Raw genomic sequence first — 18,631 nt, forward strand, 5'->3', positions numbered from 1 at the left:
TCCTTTGTGAAGACAGGCGCGCACGAGCCTCGCGAGACAAACCCGCGTTAGAGATCCTCAGACCCGAGCAGCATTTCCGTGATGCCTTTACCGGCTTGCACCATCGGGAATACGTTTTCGGTGGGATCGGTCTGGAAGTCGAGAAATACAGTGCGATCCTTGAGACGCAGCGCTTCCTTCAGCGCCGGCTCGACGTCCGCCGTCTTTTCGACACGGATGCCGACGTGGCCAAACGCTTCGGCAAGCTTCACGAAGTCAGGCAGCGCGTCCATGTACGAACTGGAGTAGCGCTTCTTGTACTCGATCTGCTGCCACTGGCGCACCATGCCGAGATAGCGGTTGTTCAGCGAGATGATCTTGACGGGCGTGTTGTACTGCTTGCACGTCGAGAGCTCCTGGATGCACATCTGGATGGAGCCTTCGCCGGTGATGCAGACCACTTCGTCGTCCGGATAGGCCATCTTCACGCCCATCGCCGCCGGCAGGCCGAAGCCCATGGTGCCCAGGCCGCCCGAGTTGATCCAGCGGCGCGGCTTGTTGAACGGATAGAACTGCGCGGCCCACATCTGATGCTGGCCGACGTCCGAGCACACGAAGGCATTGCCGTCGGTGAGTTCCCAGAGCTTCTCGACCACGTATTGCGGCTTGATGATCTCGCTCTTGCGGTCGTAGGCCAGGCAGTCCTTCGCGCGCCAGCCTTCGATCTCGTCCCACCACGACTTGAGCGCGGCGGTGTCCGGACCGTGCTCGGCGTGCTGCAACTGCTCGATGAGATCCTTCAGCACTTCCTTCACGTCGCCGACGATGGGAATGTCCACCTTCACGCGCTTCGAAATGGACGACGGATCGACGTCGATATGGATGATCTTGCGCGGCGAGGAGGCGAAATGCTTCGGGTCGCCGATCACGCGGTCGTCGAAGCGCGCGCCGATGGCGATCAGCACGTCGCAGTTCTGCATCGCCATGTTGGCTTCGTACGTGCCGTGCATGCCGAGCATGCCGAGGAACTTCTTGTCCGACGCACGGTAGCCGCCGAGGCCCATCAGCGTGTTGGTGACGGGGTAGCCCAGCAGGTCGGCGAACTGGTTCAGTTCGCGCGACGCGTCGGCCAGGATGATGCCGCCGCCGGTGTAGATGTACGGACGCTTCGCCGACAGCAGCAGCTGCACCGCCTTGCGAATCTGGCCCGAGTGGCCCTTGGTGACCGGGTTGTACGAACGCAGCGACACGCTCTTGACCGGCTCGTACTTGCACGGCGCCTTCGACACATCTTTCGGAATGTCGATCAGCACCGGGCCGGGACGGCCGGTACGGGCAATGTAGAACGCTTTCTTGACGGTTTCGGCCAGGTCGCGCACGTCCTTCACGAGGAAGTTGTGCTTCACGCACGGACGCGTGATGCCGACGGTGTCGCATTCCTGGAAAGCGTCGAGGCCGATGGCCGCGGTGGGCACCTGGCCGCTGATGACGACGAGCGGAATGGAATCCATGTAGGCCGTGGCGATGCCGGTCACGGCATTAGTAACGCCCGGGCCCGAAGTCACGAGACACACGCCAACTTTGCCGGTGGAACGTGAATACGCGTCGGCGGCATGGACAGCGGCCTGCTCGTGGCGCACGAGGATGTGCTGGATCTGGTCCTGCTTGTACAGCTCGTCGTAGATGTAGAGTACCGAGCCGCCGGGATAGCCCCAGATGAATTCGACGTTTTCATCGGCCAGGGCGCGCATGAGCACGGTGCCACCGATGGAGTCAGCTTCTGGAGGGGGGGTCGTATCCGACGTGGAGAATTCCGCGCTGGGCATGTTCATTCATCACCTTTCGAATTTTCGGCAAAAAATTGATCGGGTGCTCTCTACCGGGCTTATGGCTCGGGTTCAAGCGGCGCGTCTAGGTTTGACAGGCGTGCTTCTTGGGCTCGCCTCAAAGCAGACATTTCACTGGATGATGCGAGTCAGAAAATGTAACAGCGGCGCAACGGGCGGGTCAAGTAAAAAGTTGCCATTCCGTCCACGCGCTTGCGAGAAATCGCGGGAATCTTTCAAGCTTGACGGATAAATCCGTTTTCCGTGCAGCAACCAGCGTGCGGGCCGCTCTTCCGGCCGCACGCGCAAACCACCGGTCGCGCGTCAAGAACCGCAACAAAACATCCTGAAACCTCCGAATTGCACGAAACTTTGCTAGCATTCGCAGGTTTTCCCAGAACTCCACGATCCCTCACCGACGCAACCCGCACGCAACTTCGAACGCAGGTTCATTGCGCCGGGTCCCAACGGATGGCCTCAGACAAGGAACTCGCCGACTTCCTGGCGGGCGTCGAAAGACGCGCGTTCAAGCAGACCGTGTACACCGTTCGCGATGACGACGCGGCGCTGGACGTCGTCCAGGAGGCGATGATCAAGCTGGCCGAAAAGTACGGCGACCGGCCACCCTCCGAGCTTCCGCTTTTATTCCAGCGTATTCTCCAGAATGCGACGCACGATCATTTCCGTCGCCAGAAGGTGCGCAACACCTGGGTCAGCCTGTTTTCGTCCTTCGGCAACGCCGACGACGACGAATTCGACCCGCTCGAAACCTTCGAATCCGGAGACGGCGCGGTCGGCAGCGAAAGCAGCGAGAACCAGCTGGAGCGCGAGCAGGTCCTCAATCTGATCGACGCCGAAATCCAGAAACTGCCCGCACGTCAACGAGAAGCTTTTCTCATGCGTTACTGGGAGGATATGGATGTCGCCGAGACGGCCGCCGCGATGGGTTGCTCCGAGGGCAGCGTGAAGACACATTGCTCCCGCGCTACGCACGCTCTCGCTCAAGCCCTGAAAGCCAAAGGGATCACGCTATGAGTTCCGCACTTGAAACGAAGGAAAACGAGTTCGCGCTGAAGATCACCCGCGCACTCGATGAAAACACCGCCGGTCTTCCCGCCGCCACCGTCGACCGGCTGCGGGACGCCCGCCGCGCGGCGATCGCCCGCAAGAAGCCCGAAAAGGTGGCGATGGCGATCAGCGCGCCCGCGTTCACGCCGGCCTTCGCCGGCGCGGGCGCCACGCTCACCACCGGCGGCTCCGGCGAGGAACCGCGCGCGCGCGGTCTGTTCGCACGGCTGGGCGGCCTGGGTCTTGCGTGGCCGCTGGCGGCCCTGATCATCGGCATCGCCGGCATCGCGTACTGGGAAGACCAGCAGCGCCGTGCGGAACTGGCCGAGATCGACGCCGCCATGATGAGCGACAGCCTGCCCATCGACGCCTATCTGGACCACGGCTTCAACGCGTATCTGACGCGCAATCACTAAGCACTGAACCAGGCAGCACTGAACCAAGCGGGGGAATTTACGGGTGAGTTACAAGCGCGGTCTCGCGATTGTCTTTGGTTGCGCGATTGCGGGACTGGTCGCGTTCGCCGCAACCTATCCGCGCTTCTACTCCGCCACTCCCGCCGCGCCATCGGCCGCGGCCGCGCCGGCCGGCGGTTCGGCCACGTCGCCGGACGGCAGCGCCGCTGCCGCTGCCTCCACGAGCCCGCTTTCCTGGAATCATCTGACCGACGCGCAACGCGTCGCGCTCGCGCCGTTCGCCACGCAGTGGGACTCCTTCTCCGACGAACGCAAGCAGAAGTGGCTCAAGATCGCCTCGCGGTTTCATCGCATGTCGCCGGATGCGCAGAAGCATCTGCATCAGCGCATGGAAGAGTGGGTGCGACTCACGCCCGACCAGCGCAAAGTCGCGCGCGAGAACTATCAGGTGTCGAAATCGGTGCCGCTGGAGAAGCGTGAAAAGGCCTGGGATGCATACCAGAAGCTGTCCGAGGAGCAGAAGAAAAAGCTGGCGGCGACCGAGCGCACGCGCCGCGGCAACGTCGTCTCCGCGCCGCCCACCGGCAAGACCGAAGTGAAGGACATCAACCGGATCGTCACCGCGCGCGAACAAGGTCACGCCGGCGCGCACGCGGAAGGCGGTTCGGCGGCGGCGCCCGGCACGGCGGCCGCCGCGTCCGGCGCGCCGGTCCAGCCGGCCATTCCGAACGCCGCGAGCATCGTGCCGGCCACGCCCATTCCGGTGTCGCCGCAACAGGCGCCTTCGATGTATAACGGCTCGTGAGCGGCTCGTGAGCGCCCCTCCCGTGATTCCCGCTGCCGACCTGCTGCGCGCGCCCACGCTGCGCCGCCGGCTCGCCACGATGCTTTACGAAAGCGTCATCCTGTTCGGCGTGGTGTTCATCGCCGGCTATCTGTTCAGCACGCTCACGCAGCAACGCAACGGCCTCACCCACCACAACTGGCTGATGGCGTGGATCGGCATCGTGCTCGCCGCGTATTTCGTGTACTTCTGGACCCACGGCGGACAGACGCTGCCGATGAAAACCTGGCGCCTCAAACTCGTCGATACGCGCGGTCAGCCCCTTCGGCCCGGGCGCGCCTTCGCGCGCTACGTGCTCGCGTGGCTCTGGTTCCTGCCGCCGCTCGCGCTGCATCCGCTCTTCTCCCTCGCCGTGCCCCAGACGCTCGCGGTCTTCGCCGCGTGGATCGTGCTGTGGGCCGCCGCCGTGCGCCTCGATCCGGCGCGTCAGTTCCTGCATGACCGGCTGGCCGGCACGCGCATCGTCACGGCCCAGGCCGTTGTCAAGTAATAAGAACTTCTCGTGACTGTCACGGCTCGGTCATGGCCGCGTGGCGCAATGCGCGTACCGAAACCCGATGCGCGAGCCTATGGCCTACCACTCGTCTGTCCGCCCGGCAATCGAGCCTCCTGTTGAACTGACGTCGTCTCCTTTTCGCTTCGGCAACGGCGAGCTGCGCACAGGCCCCACCCTCCGCTCCGAATCCACCGACTCACCGCCCGCCGCCTCGGCGGGCGCGTCGTCGGGACAAGTCGATCCGCGCCTCGCGTCGTCGCGCCACGACGACGACGCCGACGACTCCACCGACGCCCCCCAACGCTATCGCACCATCTGGCTTTCGGATATCCATCTGGGGTCGGGCGGCTGCCAGGCGCCCTATCTGCTCGATTTCCTGCGTCACCACGAGTCGGAGTACCTGTACCTGGTCGGCGACATCATCGACGGCTGGCAGTTGCGCAAGGGCTGGTTCTGGCCGCAGGCGCACAACGACGTCGTGCAGAAGATCCTGCGCAAGGCGCGCAAGGGCACCCAGGTCATCTACATTCCCGGCAATCACGACGAAGCCGCGCGCCAGTTCTGCGACCTCGCGTTCGGCGACATCCACGTGCGCGGCGAGGCGTTCCACACGACGCTCGCCGGCAAGCGCCTGTGGATCGTGCACGGCGATCTCTTCGACGGCGTGATCCAGCATGCGAAGTGGCTCGCCTATCTCGGCGACACCGCCTACACGATGATCCTGCTCCTGAACCGCTGGTTCAATCGCGTGCGCACGAAGTTCGGCTTCAATTACTGGTCGCTGTCGCAGTACCTGAAGCACCAGGTGAAGAACGCCGTCAACTTCATCTCCCAGTTCGAGAAGGTGATGACCGACGAAGCGCGTCGCCGCGGCTGCGACGGCGTCGTCTGCGGACACATCCACAAGGCCGAGATTCGCGACATCGACGGCGTCCTGTACTGCAACGACGGCGACTGGGTCGAGAGCCTGTCGGCGCTCGTCGAGACCTACGACGGTGAACTGAAGATCGTCTACTGGACCGTCATGCGCTCGCCGTCGCAGCGCGCCACGCGGGCGCGCGCGACGGTCTGAACCCCGCGCCGAAACACCTTCAGCGACACCCCGCGACATCAACCCAGGGCCGAACCGATGAAAATCATGATCGTTACCGACGCATGGCAGCCGCAGGTCAACGGCGTCGTGCGCACGCTCACGCAGACGACGAAGGAACTCACCGCGCTCGGACATCGCGTGGAGTTGCTCACGCCGCTCGAATTCCGGACGATTCCCTGCCCCACGTACCCTGAAATCCGCCTCTCGCTGATGCCGGGGCGCCGCGTCGCCGAGCGCATCGACGCATTCGAGCCGGACGCGCTGCACATCGCGACGGAAGGCCCGCTCGGTCTCGCCGCGCGCGCCTATGCGAAGCGTCACAAGCTGCCCTTCACGACGGCCTACCACACCCGTTTCCCTGAATACGTGAAGGCGCGCTTTGGCATTCCGCTGGCGCTGACGTATCGCTTCCTGCACTGGTTCCACAAGCCGTCGCAGGCGGTCATGGCGCCCACGCCGGTGGTGCGCAGCGACCTCGAACACTACGGCTTCACGAACGTGGTGCTGTGGACGCGCGGCGTCGATCTCGAGATCTTCCAGCCGATGGACTCCAAGGTCCTCAACACCGCGCGGCCGATCTTCCTGTATGTCGGACGCGTGGCGGTGGAGAAGAACGTCGAGGCGTTCCTCAAGCTCGACCTGCCCGGTTCGAAGTGGGTGGCGGGCGAAGGTCCGGCGCTCGCCGAACTGAGGTCGAAATACACCAACGTGAACTACCTCGGCGTGCTGTCGCAGCCGGAACTGGCGAAGGTCTACGCCGCCGCCGATGTCTTCGTGTTTCCGAGCCGCACGGACACCTTCGGCCTCGTGCTGCTCGAAGCGATGGCCTGCGGCACGCCGGTCGCGGCCTATCCGGTGACGGGTCCGATCGACGTGCTCGGCACGGAAGGTCCGGGCGCGCTGAATGACGACCTGCGCGAAGCCTGCTTGCAGGCGCTGAAGATCGAGCGCAGCGATGCACGCGCATGGGCCGAGCGCTTCTCGTGGCGCGCGGCGTCGGAGCAGTTCGCCTCGCATCTGCGTCATTTCGGACCGCGCGCGACCTCCGAGCAGGCGGCCGCATGACGCGACGCGCGGCGCCCCGGGAACATGCCGAAGCGAACGCGTCCGTGCGCGATCCGTTCGACGACGAGATCGACGACGACCGGGACGACACGTTGAACCCGATCAACGGCGCGAACGGCTTGAATGGCGCGAATGGCCCGAGCGCACCGACCCGCGAACCCCTGAGCCCCGACGACCTGCCCTTCAATCCGTACAAGGGCAATCGCGGCGTGACGCGCGCGTGGCACGCGATGAAGAACTCGCTGTACGGTTTCCAGGTTGCGATTCGCGAGGAGAGCGCGTTTCGCCAGGAACTGACGCTCGCCGCGATCCTGCTGCCGTGCAGCCTGTTCGTGCCGGTCGCGCCGGTGGAACGCGCGGCGCTGATCGCCTCGGTGCTGCTCGTGCTGATCGTCGAATTGCTCAATTCGAGCGTCGAGGCGGCCATCGACCGCATCTCGCTCGAACGTCACGAACTCTCGAAGCGCGCGAAGGATCTCGGCAGCGCGGCCGTGATGGTCGCGCTCGGCACCTGCCTGATCACCTGGGGGCTGATTCTCTGGCCGCTTGCATCCGCGTGGTTCGCGCGTATCGTGTAACGGAGGGACTGCAGGGCGGCACACGTCCGGTGCGGCCGAACGGCCGGTTTATAATCGTCCGACATTCTCAGTAACAGCAACGGAAGCCGCGCGCGAATGCTCATTCCGAGCCGCGGGCCCGATGCCAAGGTTGGACGACATGGAAGCCAAACCACCCCGCCGCACGCGCGAACGGATACTCGAGCTGTCGCTGAAACTGTTCAACGATATCGGCGAGCCGAACGTCACCACGACGACGATCGCCGAGGAGATGGAAATCAGTCCGGGCAACCTGTACTACCATTTCCGCAATAAAGACGACATCATCAACAGCATCTTCGCGCAGTTCGAGCAGCAGATTCAGAAGCGGCTGCGCTTCCCGGACGACCATCGTCCGACCATCGACGAGATGTGGTCGTATCTGCAATACATGGCGGACTTCCTCTGGACGTACCGCTTCCTGTATCGCGATCTCAACGACCTGCTGGCGCGCAACCGCACGCTCGAAACGCACTTCAAGCAGATCATCACGCACAAGGTGCGCTTCGCGAGCCGTCTGTGCGAAGCGCTGGTCGCCGATCAGGAAATGGTCGCGACGCCCGAGGAAATCCAGGTGATCGCGACCAACATGGGCGTCATTGCTACCTACTGGCTGTCGTACCAGTACGTGATGAATCCGCGCAAGTACAACGATCAGGAAGCGATCCGCGCGGAGCTGCATCAGGCGAGCCAGCACATCATCTCGATCATGGCACCGTATCTGCGCGGCCGTTCGCGTCAACTCTTCGACGACCTCGTGTCGGGCAAGCTGCCGAAGCGCGAGTTCGCCGACTTCCGCGCGCCGCGCGATGAAACACCATCGCCGCTTCCTGCGGCGAAGAACGAAACCAAGGATTCCAGGCAATGAAAGCAGTATGTGTCTATTGCGGCTCCGCGAGCGGCGCCCGCCCCGTCTATGCCGAAGCAGCCAAGGCCTTCGGCCAGGCACTGGTGAAGAACGATCTCGCCCTCGTCTACGGCGGCGGCCGCGTCGGCCTGATGGGCCTGATCGCCGATGAAGTCCTCGCCGCCGGCGGCCGCGCGGTCGGCGTGATTCCCGAACTGCTGCTTGCGAAGGAAGTGGGCCACACGGAACTGACCGAACTGCACGTCGTGCCCGACATGCACGAGCGCAAGAAGATGATGGCGGATCTCTCGGACGCGTTCGTCGCGATGCCCGGCGGCGTCGGCACTTTCGAGGAGTTCTTCGAGGTCTATACGTGGGCGCAACTGGGCTACCACCAGAAGCCGGTCGGCCTGCTCGACGTGAACGGCTACTACGATCCGCTGATGGCGATGCTGCGTCATACCGTCGAGGAAGGCTTCATGCGCGCGCCTTATCTCGACATCATCCAGGTCGCGGCCGCGCCCGACGAGATGATCGCGAAACTCGCCGCCTACACGCCGCCCGTGCACGACAAGTGGGCCCAGAAGCGCGACGCCGTCTGAACGTTTCAACTCAAGGGGAAGCCGTCCGATGTCCAAAGTCATCCTGATTACCGGCGGCAGCCGCGGCATCGGTCGCGCGGCGGCAGTGCTCGCGGGCCGGCGCGGCTGGTCCGTCGGCGTGAACTACGCGTCCAACGCCGCTGCCGCCGAAGAAACCGTCGCGGCGGTCGTCGCGGCGGGCGGCAAGGCGCTCGCCATCGCGGGCGATGTCAGTGACGAAGCCTCCGTCATCGCGATGTTCGACGCTACCGAACAAGCCTTCGGGCCGCTCAACGGCGTGGTGAATAACGCCGGCATCGTCGCGCCCGGTTCCTCGCTCGCGGACATGGACCTCGCGCGCATGAAGCGCATCTTCGACATCAATGTGCTCGGCGCGTATCTGTGCGCGCGTGAAGCCGCGCGGCGCATGTCGACGTCGCGCGGCGGCCGGGGCGGCTCGCTGGTGAATGTGTCGTCGGCGGCGGCAAGGCTCGGCGGACCGAACGAGTATGTCGATTACGCGGGCTCGAAGGGCGCCATCGATACCTTGACGATCGGGCTCTCGAAGGAACTCGGCCGCGAAGGCGTGCGCGTGAACGCGATCCGCCCGGGTCTCATCGATACCGAGATTCACGCAAGCGGCGGCAAGCCGGATCGCGCGCATGTGCTGGGCGTGCAGACGCCGATCGGACGTGCGGGTACGGCGGAGGAAGTGGGTGAATCGATCGTCTGGCTGCTGTCGGACGCGTCGTCGTACGTGACCGGCGCGATTCTCGACGTCACCGGCGGCCGATAAGCAGCGGCGTTCAGAAGCCGCCGTGCGTGGCGAGCCAGGCTTCTTCCTCGGGCAGCGTCGCGCGCCCGAGAATGCGGTTGCGATGCGGAAAGCGCCCGAAGCGCGCGATCACGTCCGCATGCCGTTGCGCCGACTCGTAAAACGACGAGACGCCGGTCTCGTCCATCAGTTGCTTGAACAGACGCAGTGCTTCGTGCTGGCTCGGCATCGACTCGTCGTGCTCGAAAGGCATGTAGGCGAACGCGCGGTGCCAGGCGCTCGGCAGTCGCATGTCGTCGCCTTTTGCCACCAAAGTGCGCGCCAGTGACAACGCGCGGGCATCGCCGGCGAAGGCGCGCGGCGTGTTGCGAAAGCAGTTGCGCGAGAACTGGTCGAGCAACACGATCAGCGCGAGCATCGAAAGCGGCGCGCGCTCCCATTCGCGCAGACCATCTTCATGCGCGCTCACAAGCAGTGTGCCGAATTGCTCGGTGAGTTGCGCGTCGAACGCCCGCTTCTTCTTCCACCACAGCTTGCGATCCGTACCGAACTCGGGCGAGCCCGGCGCGCCGAACCATACATCGAGAACCGCCTGCGCGTGCGAATCGATTTCATCCGCCACGTTCAAACCAGTTCCAGCACGAGCCGCCGCGTGCGCGCGCTCTTCTTCTCCAGCTTCGCGATACGCAATGCGCCAATCTCGTTCGTGTTGCGCACATGCGTGCCGCCACACGGCTGCAGGTCCACTTCGTCGATGCGCAGCAGGCGCACGCGGCCGAGGCCCATTGGCGGTTTCACGCTCATCGTGCGAACGAGTTCGGGGCGCGCGGACATTTCGTCGTCGGTGATCCATTCGGTGCGCACGTCGTGCGCGGCGCCAATCAACGCATTCAGCTGTGCTTCGACTACTTCCCGTTCGATTGGCTCGACGGTCGCGAGATCGAGGCGCGCGTACTCGGTCGTGATGCTGCAACCATCCACCGGATACGGCAGCACCGCGCAGATCAGATGACTCGCCGTGTGCAGGCGCATGCGCCGATGGCGCTGCGGCCAGTCGATTTCTGCCGTCACCGTGTCGCCGACTTTCAGGCCGGCCAGCGCTGCTTCCTGATCGGGCGCCGGGACGTGGATGGCGTCGTCGGGCGTGGCGCCTTCGAACTTCGCCTTGCGCGTATCGGCGATGACGATCGTCATGCCATCGGCTAGCTTCAGCGTGCCCGCGTCGCCCGCCTGACCGCCGCCGAGCGGATAGAACACGGTTTGATCGAGCTGGATGCCCTGTTCGTCGATGGCGGTAATCCTCGCCTCGCAGTGCGTCAGATATGCGTCCTCGCGGAATAGCGCGCGTGTGCCCATGATCGTGCTTCCTTGCTGTATTCGGGGATGAGACGCCTGAGCGCCTGCGAGCGGACATGATGCAGCACACCCGGCGCAATCGAACCGATACAAAAGCCAGCGATTCAACCGGGACGGTTGCGCATCCAGTCGGCGGTGTCGAAGAACGACGTGAGCAGCCGCTCGCGCAAGCCTTCGTCGAGGCCGATGTCCTCCATCGCCCAAGCCATGCAGCGCAGCCATTGATCGCGTTCGCTCGATGCAATCGCAAACGGCAGATGCCGCGCGCGCAGACGCGGATGGCCGAAACGGCTGATGTAGTGATCCGGTCCGCCCATCCAGCCGCACAGGAACCAGAAGGTCTTGTTGCGCGAATTGTCGAGCGTCGGCGGATGCAGCGCGCGAATGCCTGCGAACTCGGGTTCGAGGTCCATCAGGTCATAGAAGCGGTCGACGAGCGCACGCAGCCGCTCTTCGCCGCCGATCAGCTCGAACGCGGTCGGCTGCTGGACATCGTCTTCAGGGGAAGGTGAGGAGGAATTGACTTCGGTCATTGCTTGGGAATCGGTGAAACACTAGGCGTCGCGCAGCGACTGCAACGCGGGACGCGCGAGTACGCGCCGCAGACTCAGCCAGCCGCTCAGACCCGCGCAGGCGACGCCCGCAACCACGCCCGCCGGCACGAGCCACGGATTGAAATCGATATGAAATTCGAACACGCGCGCGGCCAGCACATAGCCGATGCCCTGCGCGCCGAGCGCCGCCATCAGGCCCGACAACGCGCCCACCGCGACGAACTCCGCAATCTGCACCGCGCGCACCTGCCGGTGCGACGCGCCGAGCGCGCGCAGCAACGCCGACTCGCGCACGCGTTCGTCGCGCGTGCCGGCCAGCGCCGCATACAGCACGAGCACGCCCGCCGCGAGCGTGAAGATGAACAGGAACTGCACCGCGCCGATCACCTGCGCCAGCGTGCGATGAATCTGCGCGAGGATCGGCGCGACATCGATGGCCGTGACGTTCGGATAGCGCGCGACCAGCCCGTCGATCATCCGCTGTCCGCTCTCGGGCAGATGAAAGCTCGTGATGAAGGTGGCGGGCAGATCGGCGAGCGCTTCAGGCGGCATCAGCACGAAGAAATTCACCTTGAACGAATTCCAGTCGACCTTGCGCAAGCTCGTCACCGGCGCTTCCACCGGCAGTCCGGCGACATCGAAACGCAGCATGTCGCCCTCTTTCACGCGGATCGTCTTCGCAATGCCCTCTTCGATCGACACCTGCGGCTTCGCATCCGTGCCGAACCACGTGCCCTGCGTCACGCGGTTATCGTCGGGCAGCTGGGTGGTATAGGACAGGTTGAATTCGCGATCGACCAGGCGCTTCGCATCGGCCTTGTCGTAGTTGTCGGGATTCACCGGCTTGCCGTTGATCGACACGAGCCGTGCGCGCACCATCGGCGACAGCACGGCGGCCGGCTGGCCGTGCGTGTGCAGGTAGTCGAGCACGCCGGCGCGCTGGTCCGGCTGGATATCGATGAGGAACTGGTTGGGCGCGTCGGGCGGCGTGGCGTCGCGCCAGCCCTTGATGAGATCGTTGCGCGTCATGCCGATCAGCAGCAGGCACATCAGCCCGATGCCGAGCGCGGTGATCTGCAGCGCGCTCGAGCCGCTGCGCCGTTCCAGCGACGCCAGCGCATAGCGCCAGCCGACGCCCGCCCGGCTGCGCTCACGCCGCACGAAGCGCGCCGCGGCCCAGAGCGCCGCGCGCGCAATTGCGCCGAACACGAGCAAGCCCGCTGCGAAACCGCCCGCGACGATGCCGCCGAGTTTCCACTCGCCCGCTGCGACGATCAGGAGCGCCGCGAACAGCAACACGCCGACGCCGTAGGCCGCATGCGCGACCCGCTGCGCGTCGCCGAGTTCGCGGCGGATCACGTGGACCGGCGGCACGCGCGTGATCGGCAGCAGCGGCGGCAGCGCGAAGCCGAGCAGCAGCACGAGGCCCATCGCGATGCCTTGCAGCGCGGGCCAGGCGCTGGCCTGCGGCAGTTCGACATCGACGAGCGAGCCCAGCCAGTTCAGCAGCACGAGATGCCCGCCAAAACCGAGCACGACGCCCGTCACGCTGCCGATCACGCCGATCGCCAGGAATTCGTTCAGGAACAGCAGACGCAGCGTGCGCTGGCTGACGCCGAGACAGCGCATCGCGGCGCAGCCGTCGAGGTGGCGGCGCGCGAACCGGTGCGCGGCCATCGCGATGGCGACCGCCGCGAGCAGCGCGGTCAGCAGCGACACGAGCGTGAGGAAGTGGCTCGCGCGGTCGATCGTCTGGCGCACCTGCGGCTGCCCGTCCGACAGCGATTCCAGGCCGACGCCGCGCAGCTTGCCGCCGTCCACCTCGTCGCGCGCGAACTTCGCGAACCGTTCGACCGCGTCGTCCGGTCCCGCCACCAGCAGACGGTACGTGACCCGGCTGCCGTAACCGTTCAGGCCGGTGCCCGCGATTTCGTCGGCACGCATCATCAGGCGCGGCGAGAAGTTCACGAACGAGAAGCCGCGATCCAGCTCACGCGTGATGACGCCCGCGACCGTGAAGGTGCGCGTGCCGACCTTCAGCGTGCCGCCCACCTTCGTCTTGAGGGCATCGAGCAGCGCGGGATCGGCCCACACCGTGCCCGGCGCGGGAATCCCGTGCGCGGGAGCGTCGGGCGCGTCCAGAGCAGGCGCGATGCGCAGCGCGCCGCGCAACGGATAGCCGTCGGTCACCCCCTTGATCGCCGCGAGCCGCGAGGCAGGCTGCGCCGATACCGAACTGATCATGCTCGGGAAAATCGTGGTGCCCGCCGTCTCCAGTCGGAGCGACTTCGCTTCACTGGCAAATGTCGCGTCGACGGGATGATCGGCGCGCACGACGAAATCGGCGGCGATCATCTGGCGGCCGTCGCGGGCCAGCCCCTGACGCATGCGATCGGCGAGAAAGCCGACGCTCGACAGCGCAGCGACCGCCAGCACGAGCGCGAGCAGCAGCATGGTCAGCTCGCCCGCGCGCCAGTCGCGTGCGGTCATGCGCCATGCCTGGCGCATCAGCGGCACGAGGCCGAGCCGCACGGGGGCGTGCGCCGCGCCGGCCCTGGGTGTGACGTGGGAGGGGTTGGAACCGGGCTTCGCTGCGGTGCTCAATCGTGCTTGCTCCGCAGCCGGTCGATGCGCGCATAGGTGCCGGGCAGCATGTGCTTGGCCATGCGCGACACGCCGCCGTGCACGCCGCGCGCGAGCCGCGGCAAGGCCCAGCCCGCCAGCACGAGGAACACCAGCACCATGACAAGGAACAGCAGCGGCACGAACAGCGCGAGTGTGATGCCCGCGAGCGCGCCGACATCCTCGGTGGTCGAGGCAGCCCAGTTCGACACCGGTTCCGGCGAAAGATTGATGAGCGCGCGCGTGCCGGCCTTCGCGAAATGCGATGCGCCGGCAAGCGTGCCGCCCGCGAGCGCCGCGATGGTCAGCATGGCGGGATCGGCGTGGCCGAGCGCGCCGGCCGCGAGCACCGCGCCCGCCGGAATGCGAATGAAGGTGTGGACCGCGTCCCAGAGGGAATCGACGGCGGGGATTTTATCGGCGAGAAATTCGACGACGGTGAGCACCGCCGCGGCGCCGATCACCCAAGGGGAAGAAAGAATGGCGAGGGAATCCGGCAGGTGGACGAGGCCCATGCGCTGGAACATTCCGGCGATGAAGACCGTCAGGTACAGGCGCAGCCCGCTCGCCCATGACAGGCCCGCCGCGAGCGAAAGTGACTCAAGCATTGCCGCCTCCCTTGATGCTGCCTGCCGATGTTCGCCGCTGGCGGGCGATTGACCGGCTGAAAATTGCGATCTTTCCGGGAATGCTGAAAAACGTCGCCTGCTGCCAAGAAGCCGTGCGGCCCAAACGTGCGATGGCGCATAGGGCGGCGCACAAGGACAGGAATCGGACGAAAACCGGTTGACCTCAGACCATTATATCCACGCAAAACCACGCGGTGCAGCAACATCCCAAGCGATCGCCGTTCCCGGTGCGCCAGCGCACGGCCGCGCCGGTCGTATTTTCAATGCCCTGATGAGAGCTTGAGGCCGATCAGCCCCGCGACGATCAGCACGGCGCTGAGCACGCGCGCCGCCGTGAGCGCCTCGCCCATGAACACGATGCCGAACACGAAAGCGCCGACCGCGCCGATGCCCGTCCAGACTGCGTAGGCCGTGCCGAGCGGCAGTTGCCGCATGGCCATGGCCAACAGCACGAAGCTGCCGGTGGCGGTGACGAGGGTGAACACGGACGGCCACAGCCGGGTGAAGCCTTCCGAGGTCTTGAGGCCGGCGGCCCAGGCGACTTCGAGCAGGCCGGCGATGAACAGCAGAATCCAGGACATGGGTGACTCCCTTGAAAACGGGGCCGTCCCCGATGGACACGATGCGCAGGCGGTCGTCCGCATGGCCTTGAAGCGAAGCCCGGATTTTACCAAAGTGGTGCATGGCTCGCCGGGCGCGCCGCCGGATCCCGCGTCCGGTTCACGCCGCGTGCGACCTCCGTCATCAAAAGCGTGTATTAATCACGAAAGCCAGGAATACCATGAGCCGACGCCCGCGCGCGGCGTATGGTCGAGCCACCCGTTTCAGGAATGCCTCACAAGGAGCGTTCATGCACGTCGATTCGGTCCTGCTGTCCCGTTTCCAGTTCGCCTGGGTCGTCGCGTTCCACATTCTGCTGCCGGCGTTCACGGTGGGCCTGTCCTGCTTCATCGCCACGCTCGAATTCAACTGGTGGGTCACCAAGCGCGATGTCTACCGCCGCCTGTCGGCGTTCTGGCTCAAAATCTTCGCGGTGTCGTTCGGGATGGGCGTGGTGTCGGGCATCGTGATGCCGTTTCAGTTCGGCACCAACTGGAGCCGTTTCTCCGATGCCACCGCCAACGTCGTCGGCCCGCTGATGGGCTACGAGGTGCTGACGGCGTTCTTCCTCGAATCGGCGTTTCTCGGCGTCCTGCTGTTCGGCCGCAAGCTGGTGCCGCAGTGGGCGCACGTCATGTCGGCGGTGTTCGTCGCCGCGGGCACGGTGATCTCGTCGTTCTGGATTCTCGCCGTGAACAGCTGGATGCAGACGCCGCAGGGGCATCGCATCACGCCCGACGGCCGTTTCGAGGTGGTCAGTTTCTTCGACGTCATCTTCACGCCCTCGTTTCCATACCGGCTGAGCCATACCGTGAGCGCGTTCCTCGTGACGACCGGTTTCGTGATTCTCGGCGTCGGCGCAATGTACCTGCGACAGCGGCGCGCGCTCGAGGAAAGCCGCGTGATGGTGAAGATGTCGCTGATCTTCCTGATCATCATGGTGCCGATCCAGATGGTGCTCGGCGACTCGCACGGCCTCAATACGCTGAAGCACCAGCCCGCCAAGCTCGCCGCGATGGAAGGCCTGTGGGAATCCGGCACGCGCATTCCGGCCAATATCTTCTCGATTCCCGACCAGGACGAGGAGCGCAATCACTTCGAGATCTCGATTCCGGTCCTGGGCAGCCTCTATCTGACGCACGATCCGAACGGCTACGTGCGCGGCCTGAAGGATTTCCCGCGCGAGGACCGGCCGCCCGTCGCGGTGGTGTTCTTCGCGTTCCACATCATGGTGGGCATCGCGCTGCTGATGTTCGCGCTCGTGCTGTGGGGCATCGTGCTGTTCGCGCGCGGCAAGGTGGAGACGAACACGCGCTGGCTGCGCTGCGCAACCTGGTCGATGCCGGCGGGCTTCATCGCGGTGATCGCCGGCTGGACCACCACGGAAGCAGGCCGTCAGCCGTGGACCGTGTACGGCCTGCTGCGCACGAAGGATTCGGTGACGCCGTCCCTGACCGCCGCCGATGTCGGCCTCTCCTGGCTGCTCTACGTGCTCGCGTATCTGGTGATTTTTGGCGCGGGCTTCTTCCTGCTGCGCCGGCTGGTGCGCGTCGGACCGGCAGAAGTGGAGCATGCGCACGAGAAGGACGAGCTCGATACGAAGACGCGCGCCGCTCGGCCGCTCTCGGCGGTGTCGGCAAGTGCGGGCAGCGCGACGCGTCCGGTGAGCGGCGACGACATCGTCCCGCCGGGCCGCGGCCGCTCCTGAGCCTCTGAGCGCACCCGAGCGCACTGACAAGAACCGAACCGGAGAACCCGATGCTCGATCTCGTGCCCCTGTGGGCCGCCATTCTCGCGCTGGCGGTATTCATGTACGTGCTGCTCGACGGCTTCGATCTGGGCGTCGGCATCATGTTCCTGCTGCGCCGCGACGACGAATCGCGCAACCTGATGATCAACTCCGTCGCGCCGGTCTGGGATTTCAACGAAACCTGGCTGATCCTTGGCGGCGGCGGACTGTTCGCGGTCTTTCCTCTGGCCTTCGCGATCATCGTGCCAGCCGTCTATTTCCCGATTCTCTTCATGCTGCTCGGCCTGATCTTCCGCGGCGTCGCCTTCGAGTTCCGCGAGGTGATCGGCGCGCGCAAGCGGCTCTGGGACGGCGCGTTCGGGCTCGGTTCGCTCGTCGCCACGTTCTCGCAGGGCATCGTGCTCGGCATGTTCATCCAGGGCTTTCCGATCGAAGGCCGCGTCTACACCGGCACCAGCTGGAACTGGGTCGCGCCATTTCCGCTGCTGACCGGCGTCGGCATGATCTTCGGCTACGCGCTGCAAGGCACGACCTGGCTCGTGCTCAAGACCGAGGGGGAATTGCAGGAGTGGGGGCGCCGGATGGCGCGCTATGCGCTGATCGGCGTGATTGCGTTCATCGTGCTCATCAGCTTGTGGACGCCGCTCAAGGACGCGCGTATCGCGGCGCGCTGGTTCGGCTTTCCGGACAGTCTCGTGTTCGCGCCGGTGCCGGTGCTGACCGTGCTGCTCGCATGGACGCTGTGGACCAGTCTCGCGAAGGGCCGCGAAGTCACGCCGTTCCTGTGCTCGATGGGGCTGTTCTTTCTCGCCTTCACGGGTCTGGTGATCAGCCTGTGGCCGTTCATCGCGCCGCCGTCGGTGACGTTATGGGATGCCTCGACCGCGCCGCTCTCGCAACAGTTCCTGCTCATCGGCACGATGTTCCTGCTGCCGGTGCTGATCATCTACGTGGTGTGGTCCTACTGGGTGTTTCGCGGCAAGGTGCGCGGCGACATGGGCTACCACGCGGAGTGATCAGAGCTTCTGCTGGGTCGCAAGCGTAAGCAGCCGTGCCCACTGGTGCGCTTGCGCGCGATCGCGCATCGGCAGGGTCCACTCGCCGTGCTGCGCGTCGCGCACGTCGAGCGCGACCTGCCATGCGCCGCCGCCCGCCGGCTCCAGCGTGCGGGCGCCGCGCAGGTCCGCGAAGATGTAGCTGCCTTTCGCCTCGCCGACGCGCACGTCGCACAGGCGCTTGCCCGCCGCCAGCCGCACGCCGCCCCACTCGGCCTTGAGTTCGTGGGTCCAGTCGCCGTGCTCGCCGCGGCTCAGGTTCGGCGCGATCTCCCGACGGCTCGCGCGCCAGCGCATCAGCCCAACCGCGATGAGCGCCAGCACGACCACCGCCGCGCCGATCGCCGCGCCGAGGCCGAAGTGCGCGTGAATGGCATCGAATGACCAGATCGCGCCGTAGATCAGCAGGCCGACAACGATCAGTCCGACGACGATAGGCATGGCGGCTCCGGTGCGTTCAGATCAGAAAACCGCAGTGC

Annotated in this window: 20 protein-coding genes; 12 read left to right on the forward strand and 8 right to left on the reverse strand. The window is 65.4% G+C overall.

Going from position 1 to position 18,631, the window contains the following annotated elements; translation table 11 throughout:
- Positions 1-47: 47 nt before the first annotated feature.
- Positions 48-1,811, reverse strand: coding sequence for an acetolactate synthase 3 catalytic subunit (locus QCE63_RS10415; RefSeq protein ID WP_309832713.1), 1,764 nt, complete (start codon positions 1,809-1,811; stop codon positions 48-50).
- 465 nt (positions 1,812-2,276) lie between these two features.
- Here QCE63_RS10415 and QCE63_RS10420 point away from each other — a divergent pair, with 465 nt between their 5' ends.
- The 10 genes from QCE63_RS10420 to QCE63_RS10465 all read left to right on the forward strand — a co-directional run bounded on the left by QCE63_RS10420 (position 2,277) and on the right by QCE63_RS10465 (position 9,607).
- Complete coding sequence (locus QCE63_RS10420) at positions 2,277-2,840, forward strand: RNA polymerase sigma factor (RefSeq protein ID WP_309832714.1); 564 nt, start codon at positions 2,277-2,279, stop codon at positions 2,838-2,840.
- Positions 2,837-3,289, forward strand: a complete 453-nt coding sequence (locus tag QCE63_RS10425; protein WP_309832715.1) for a DUF3619 family protein — start codon at positions 2,837-2,839, stop codon at positions 3,287-3,289. The genes QCE63_RS10420 and QCE63_RS10425 overlap by 4 nt, the downstream gene beginning before the upstream one ends.
- 43 nt (positions 3,290-3,332) lie before the next feature.
- Positions 3,333-4,094, forward strand: a complete 762-nt coding sequence (locus QCE63_RS10430) for a DUF3106 domain-containing protein (RefSeq protein ID WP_309832716.1) — start codon at positions 3,333-3,335, stop codon at positions 4,092-4,094.
- A gap of 7 nt (positions 4,095-4,101) precedes the next feature.
- Entirely contained in the window at positions 4,102-4,623 is a 522-nt protein-coding gene (locus tag QCE63_RS10435; protein ID WP_309832717.1) for an RDD family protein, read from the forward strand.
- A 67-nt stretch (positions 4,624-4,690) separates the two neighbouring features.
- The gene (locus tag QCE63_RS10440) at positions 4,691-5,701 is read left to right on the forward strand and encodes a UDP-2,3-diacylglucosamine diphosphatase (RefSeq protein WP_309832718.1); all 1,011 of its coding nucleotides are present in this window, start codon (positions 4,691-4,693) and stop codon (positions 5,699-5,701) included.
- 57 nt (positions 5,702-5,758) lie between these two features.
- A complete protein-coding gene (locus QCE63_RS10445) occupies positions 5,759-6,787 on the forward strand; it encodes a glycosyltransferase family 1 protein (protein ID WP_309832720.1) in 1,029 nt (342 codons plus the stop codon).
- Entirely contained in the window at positions 6,784-7,365 is a 582-nt protein-coding gene (locus QCE63_RS10450; protein WP_309832722.1) for a diacylglycerol kinase, read from the forward strand. Before QCE63_RS10445 ends, QCE63_RS10450 begins: the two co-directional genes overlap by 4 nt.
- Positions 7,366-7,504: 139 nt before the next feature.
- Positions 7,505-8,251, forward strand: a complete 747-nt coding sequence (locus QCE63_RS10455) for a TetR/AcrR family transcriptional regulator (RefSeq protein WP_309832723.1) — start codon at positions 7,505-7,507, stop codon at positions 8,249-8,251.
- Positions 8,248-8,832 carry a TIGR00730 family Rossman fold protein gene (locus QCE63_RS10460; protein ID WP_309832724.1) on the forward strand — a complete coding sequence of 195 codons (585 nt, stop codon included), beginning with the start codon at positions 8,248-8,250 and terminating at the stop codon, positions 8,830-8,832. Before QCE63_RS10455 ends, QCE63_RS10460 begins: the two co-directional genes overlap by 4 nt.
- Before the next feature lie 28 nt (positions 8,833-8,860).
- Positions 8,861-9,607 (forward strand): SDR family oxidoreductase, encoded by a 747-nt coding sequence (locus QCE63_RS10465; RefSeq protein ID WP_309832725.1) that lies wholly within the window; start codon positions 8,861-8,863, stop codon positions 9,605-9,607.
- Positions 9,608-9,617: 10 nt separating this feature from the next.
- Here QCE63_RS10465 and QCE63_RS10470 read toward each other — a convergent pair whose 3' ends face one another.
- The 6 genes from QCE63_RS10470 to sugE all read right to left on the reverse strand — a co-directional run bounded on the left by QCE63_RS10470 (position 9,618) and on the right by sugE (position 15,328).
- Positions 9,618-10,208, reverse strand: coding sequence for a DUF924 family protein (locus QCE63_RS10470; RefSeq protein ID WP_309832728.1), 591 nt, complete (start codon positions 10,206-10,208; stop codon positions 9,618-9,620).
- Between the two features lie 2 nt (positions 10,209-10,210).
- On the reverse strand, positions 10,211-10,942 hold the full coding sequence (locus tag QCE63_RS10475) for an alanyl-tRNA editing protein (protein WP_309832730.1): 732 nt from the start codon (positions 10,940-10,942) through the stop codon (positions 10,211-10,213).
- Positions 10,943-11,046: 104 nt separating this feature from the next.
- Positions 11,047-11,475 carry a group II truncated hemoglobin gene (locus QCE63_RS10480; RefSeq protein WP_309832731.1) on the reverse strand — a complete coding sequence of 143 codons (429 nt, stop codon included), beginning with the start codon at positions 11,473-11,475 and terminating at the stop codon, positions 11,047-11,049.
- 21 nt (positions 11,476-11,496) lie between these two features.
- Entirely contained in the window at positions 11,497-13,986 is a 2,490-nt protein-coding gene (locus tag QCE63_RS10485) for an FtsX-like permease family protein (RefSeq protein ID WP_309833764.1), read from the reverse strand.
- A gap of 110 nt (positions 13,987-14,096) precedes the next feature.
- The gene (locus QCE63_RS10490; protein ID WP_309832732.1) at positions 14,097-14,726 is read right to left on the reverse strand and encodes a DUF4126 domain-containing protein; all 630 of its coding nucleotides are present in this window, start codon (positions 14,724-14,726) and stop codon (positions 14,097-14,099) included.
- A 281-nt stretch (positions 14,727-15,007) separates the two neighbouring features.
- Positions 15,008-15,328 (reverse strand): quaternary ammonium compound efflux SMR transporter SugE, encoded by a 321-nt coding sequence (gene sugE, locus QCE63_RS10495; protein ID WP_309808913.1) that lies wholly within the window; start codon positions 15,326-15,328, stop codon positions 15,008-15,010.
- Between the two features lie 269 nt (positions 15,329-15,597).
- On the opposite strand from sugE, the gene QCE63_RS10500 reads away from it, so the two are divergent.
- A complete protein-coding gene (locus QCE63_RS10500; RefSeq protein ID WP_309832733.1) occupies positions 15,598-17,055 on the forward strand; it encodes a cytochrome ubiquinol oxidase subunit I in 1,458 nt (485 codons plus the stop codon).
- A gap of 50 nt (positions 17,056-17,105) precedes the next feature.
- Positions 17,106-18,113: a cytochrome d ubiquinol oxidase subunit II gene (gene cydB, locus QCE63_RS10505; protein ID WP_309832735.1), complete on the forward strand. Its 1,008-nt coding sequence runs from the start codon at positions 17,106-17,108 to the stop codon at positions 18,111-18,113.
- Here cydB and QCE63_RS10510 read toward each other — a convergent pair whose 3' ends face one another.
- Entirely contained in the window at positions 18,114-18,593 is a 480-nt protein-coding gene (locus QCE63_RS10510; protein WP_309832736.1) for a hypothetical protein, read from the reverse strand.
- Positions 18,594-18,631: the final 38 nt, after the last annotated feature.

The organism is Caballeronia sp. LZ065 (genome assembly GCF_031450975.1).
In the GTDB taxonomy this organism is placed as follows: Bacteria; Pseudomonadota; Gammaproteobacteria; order Burkholderiales; family Burkholderiaceae; genus Caballeronia.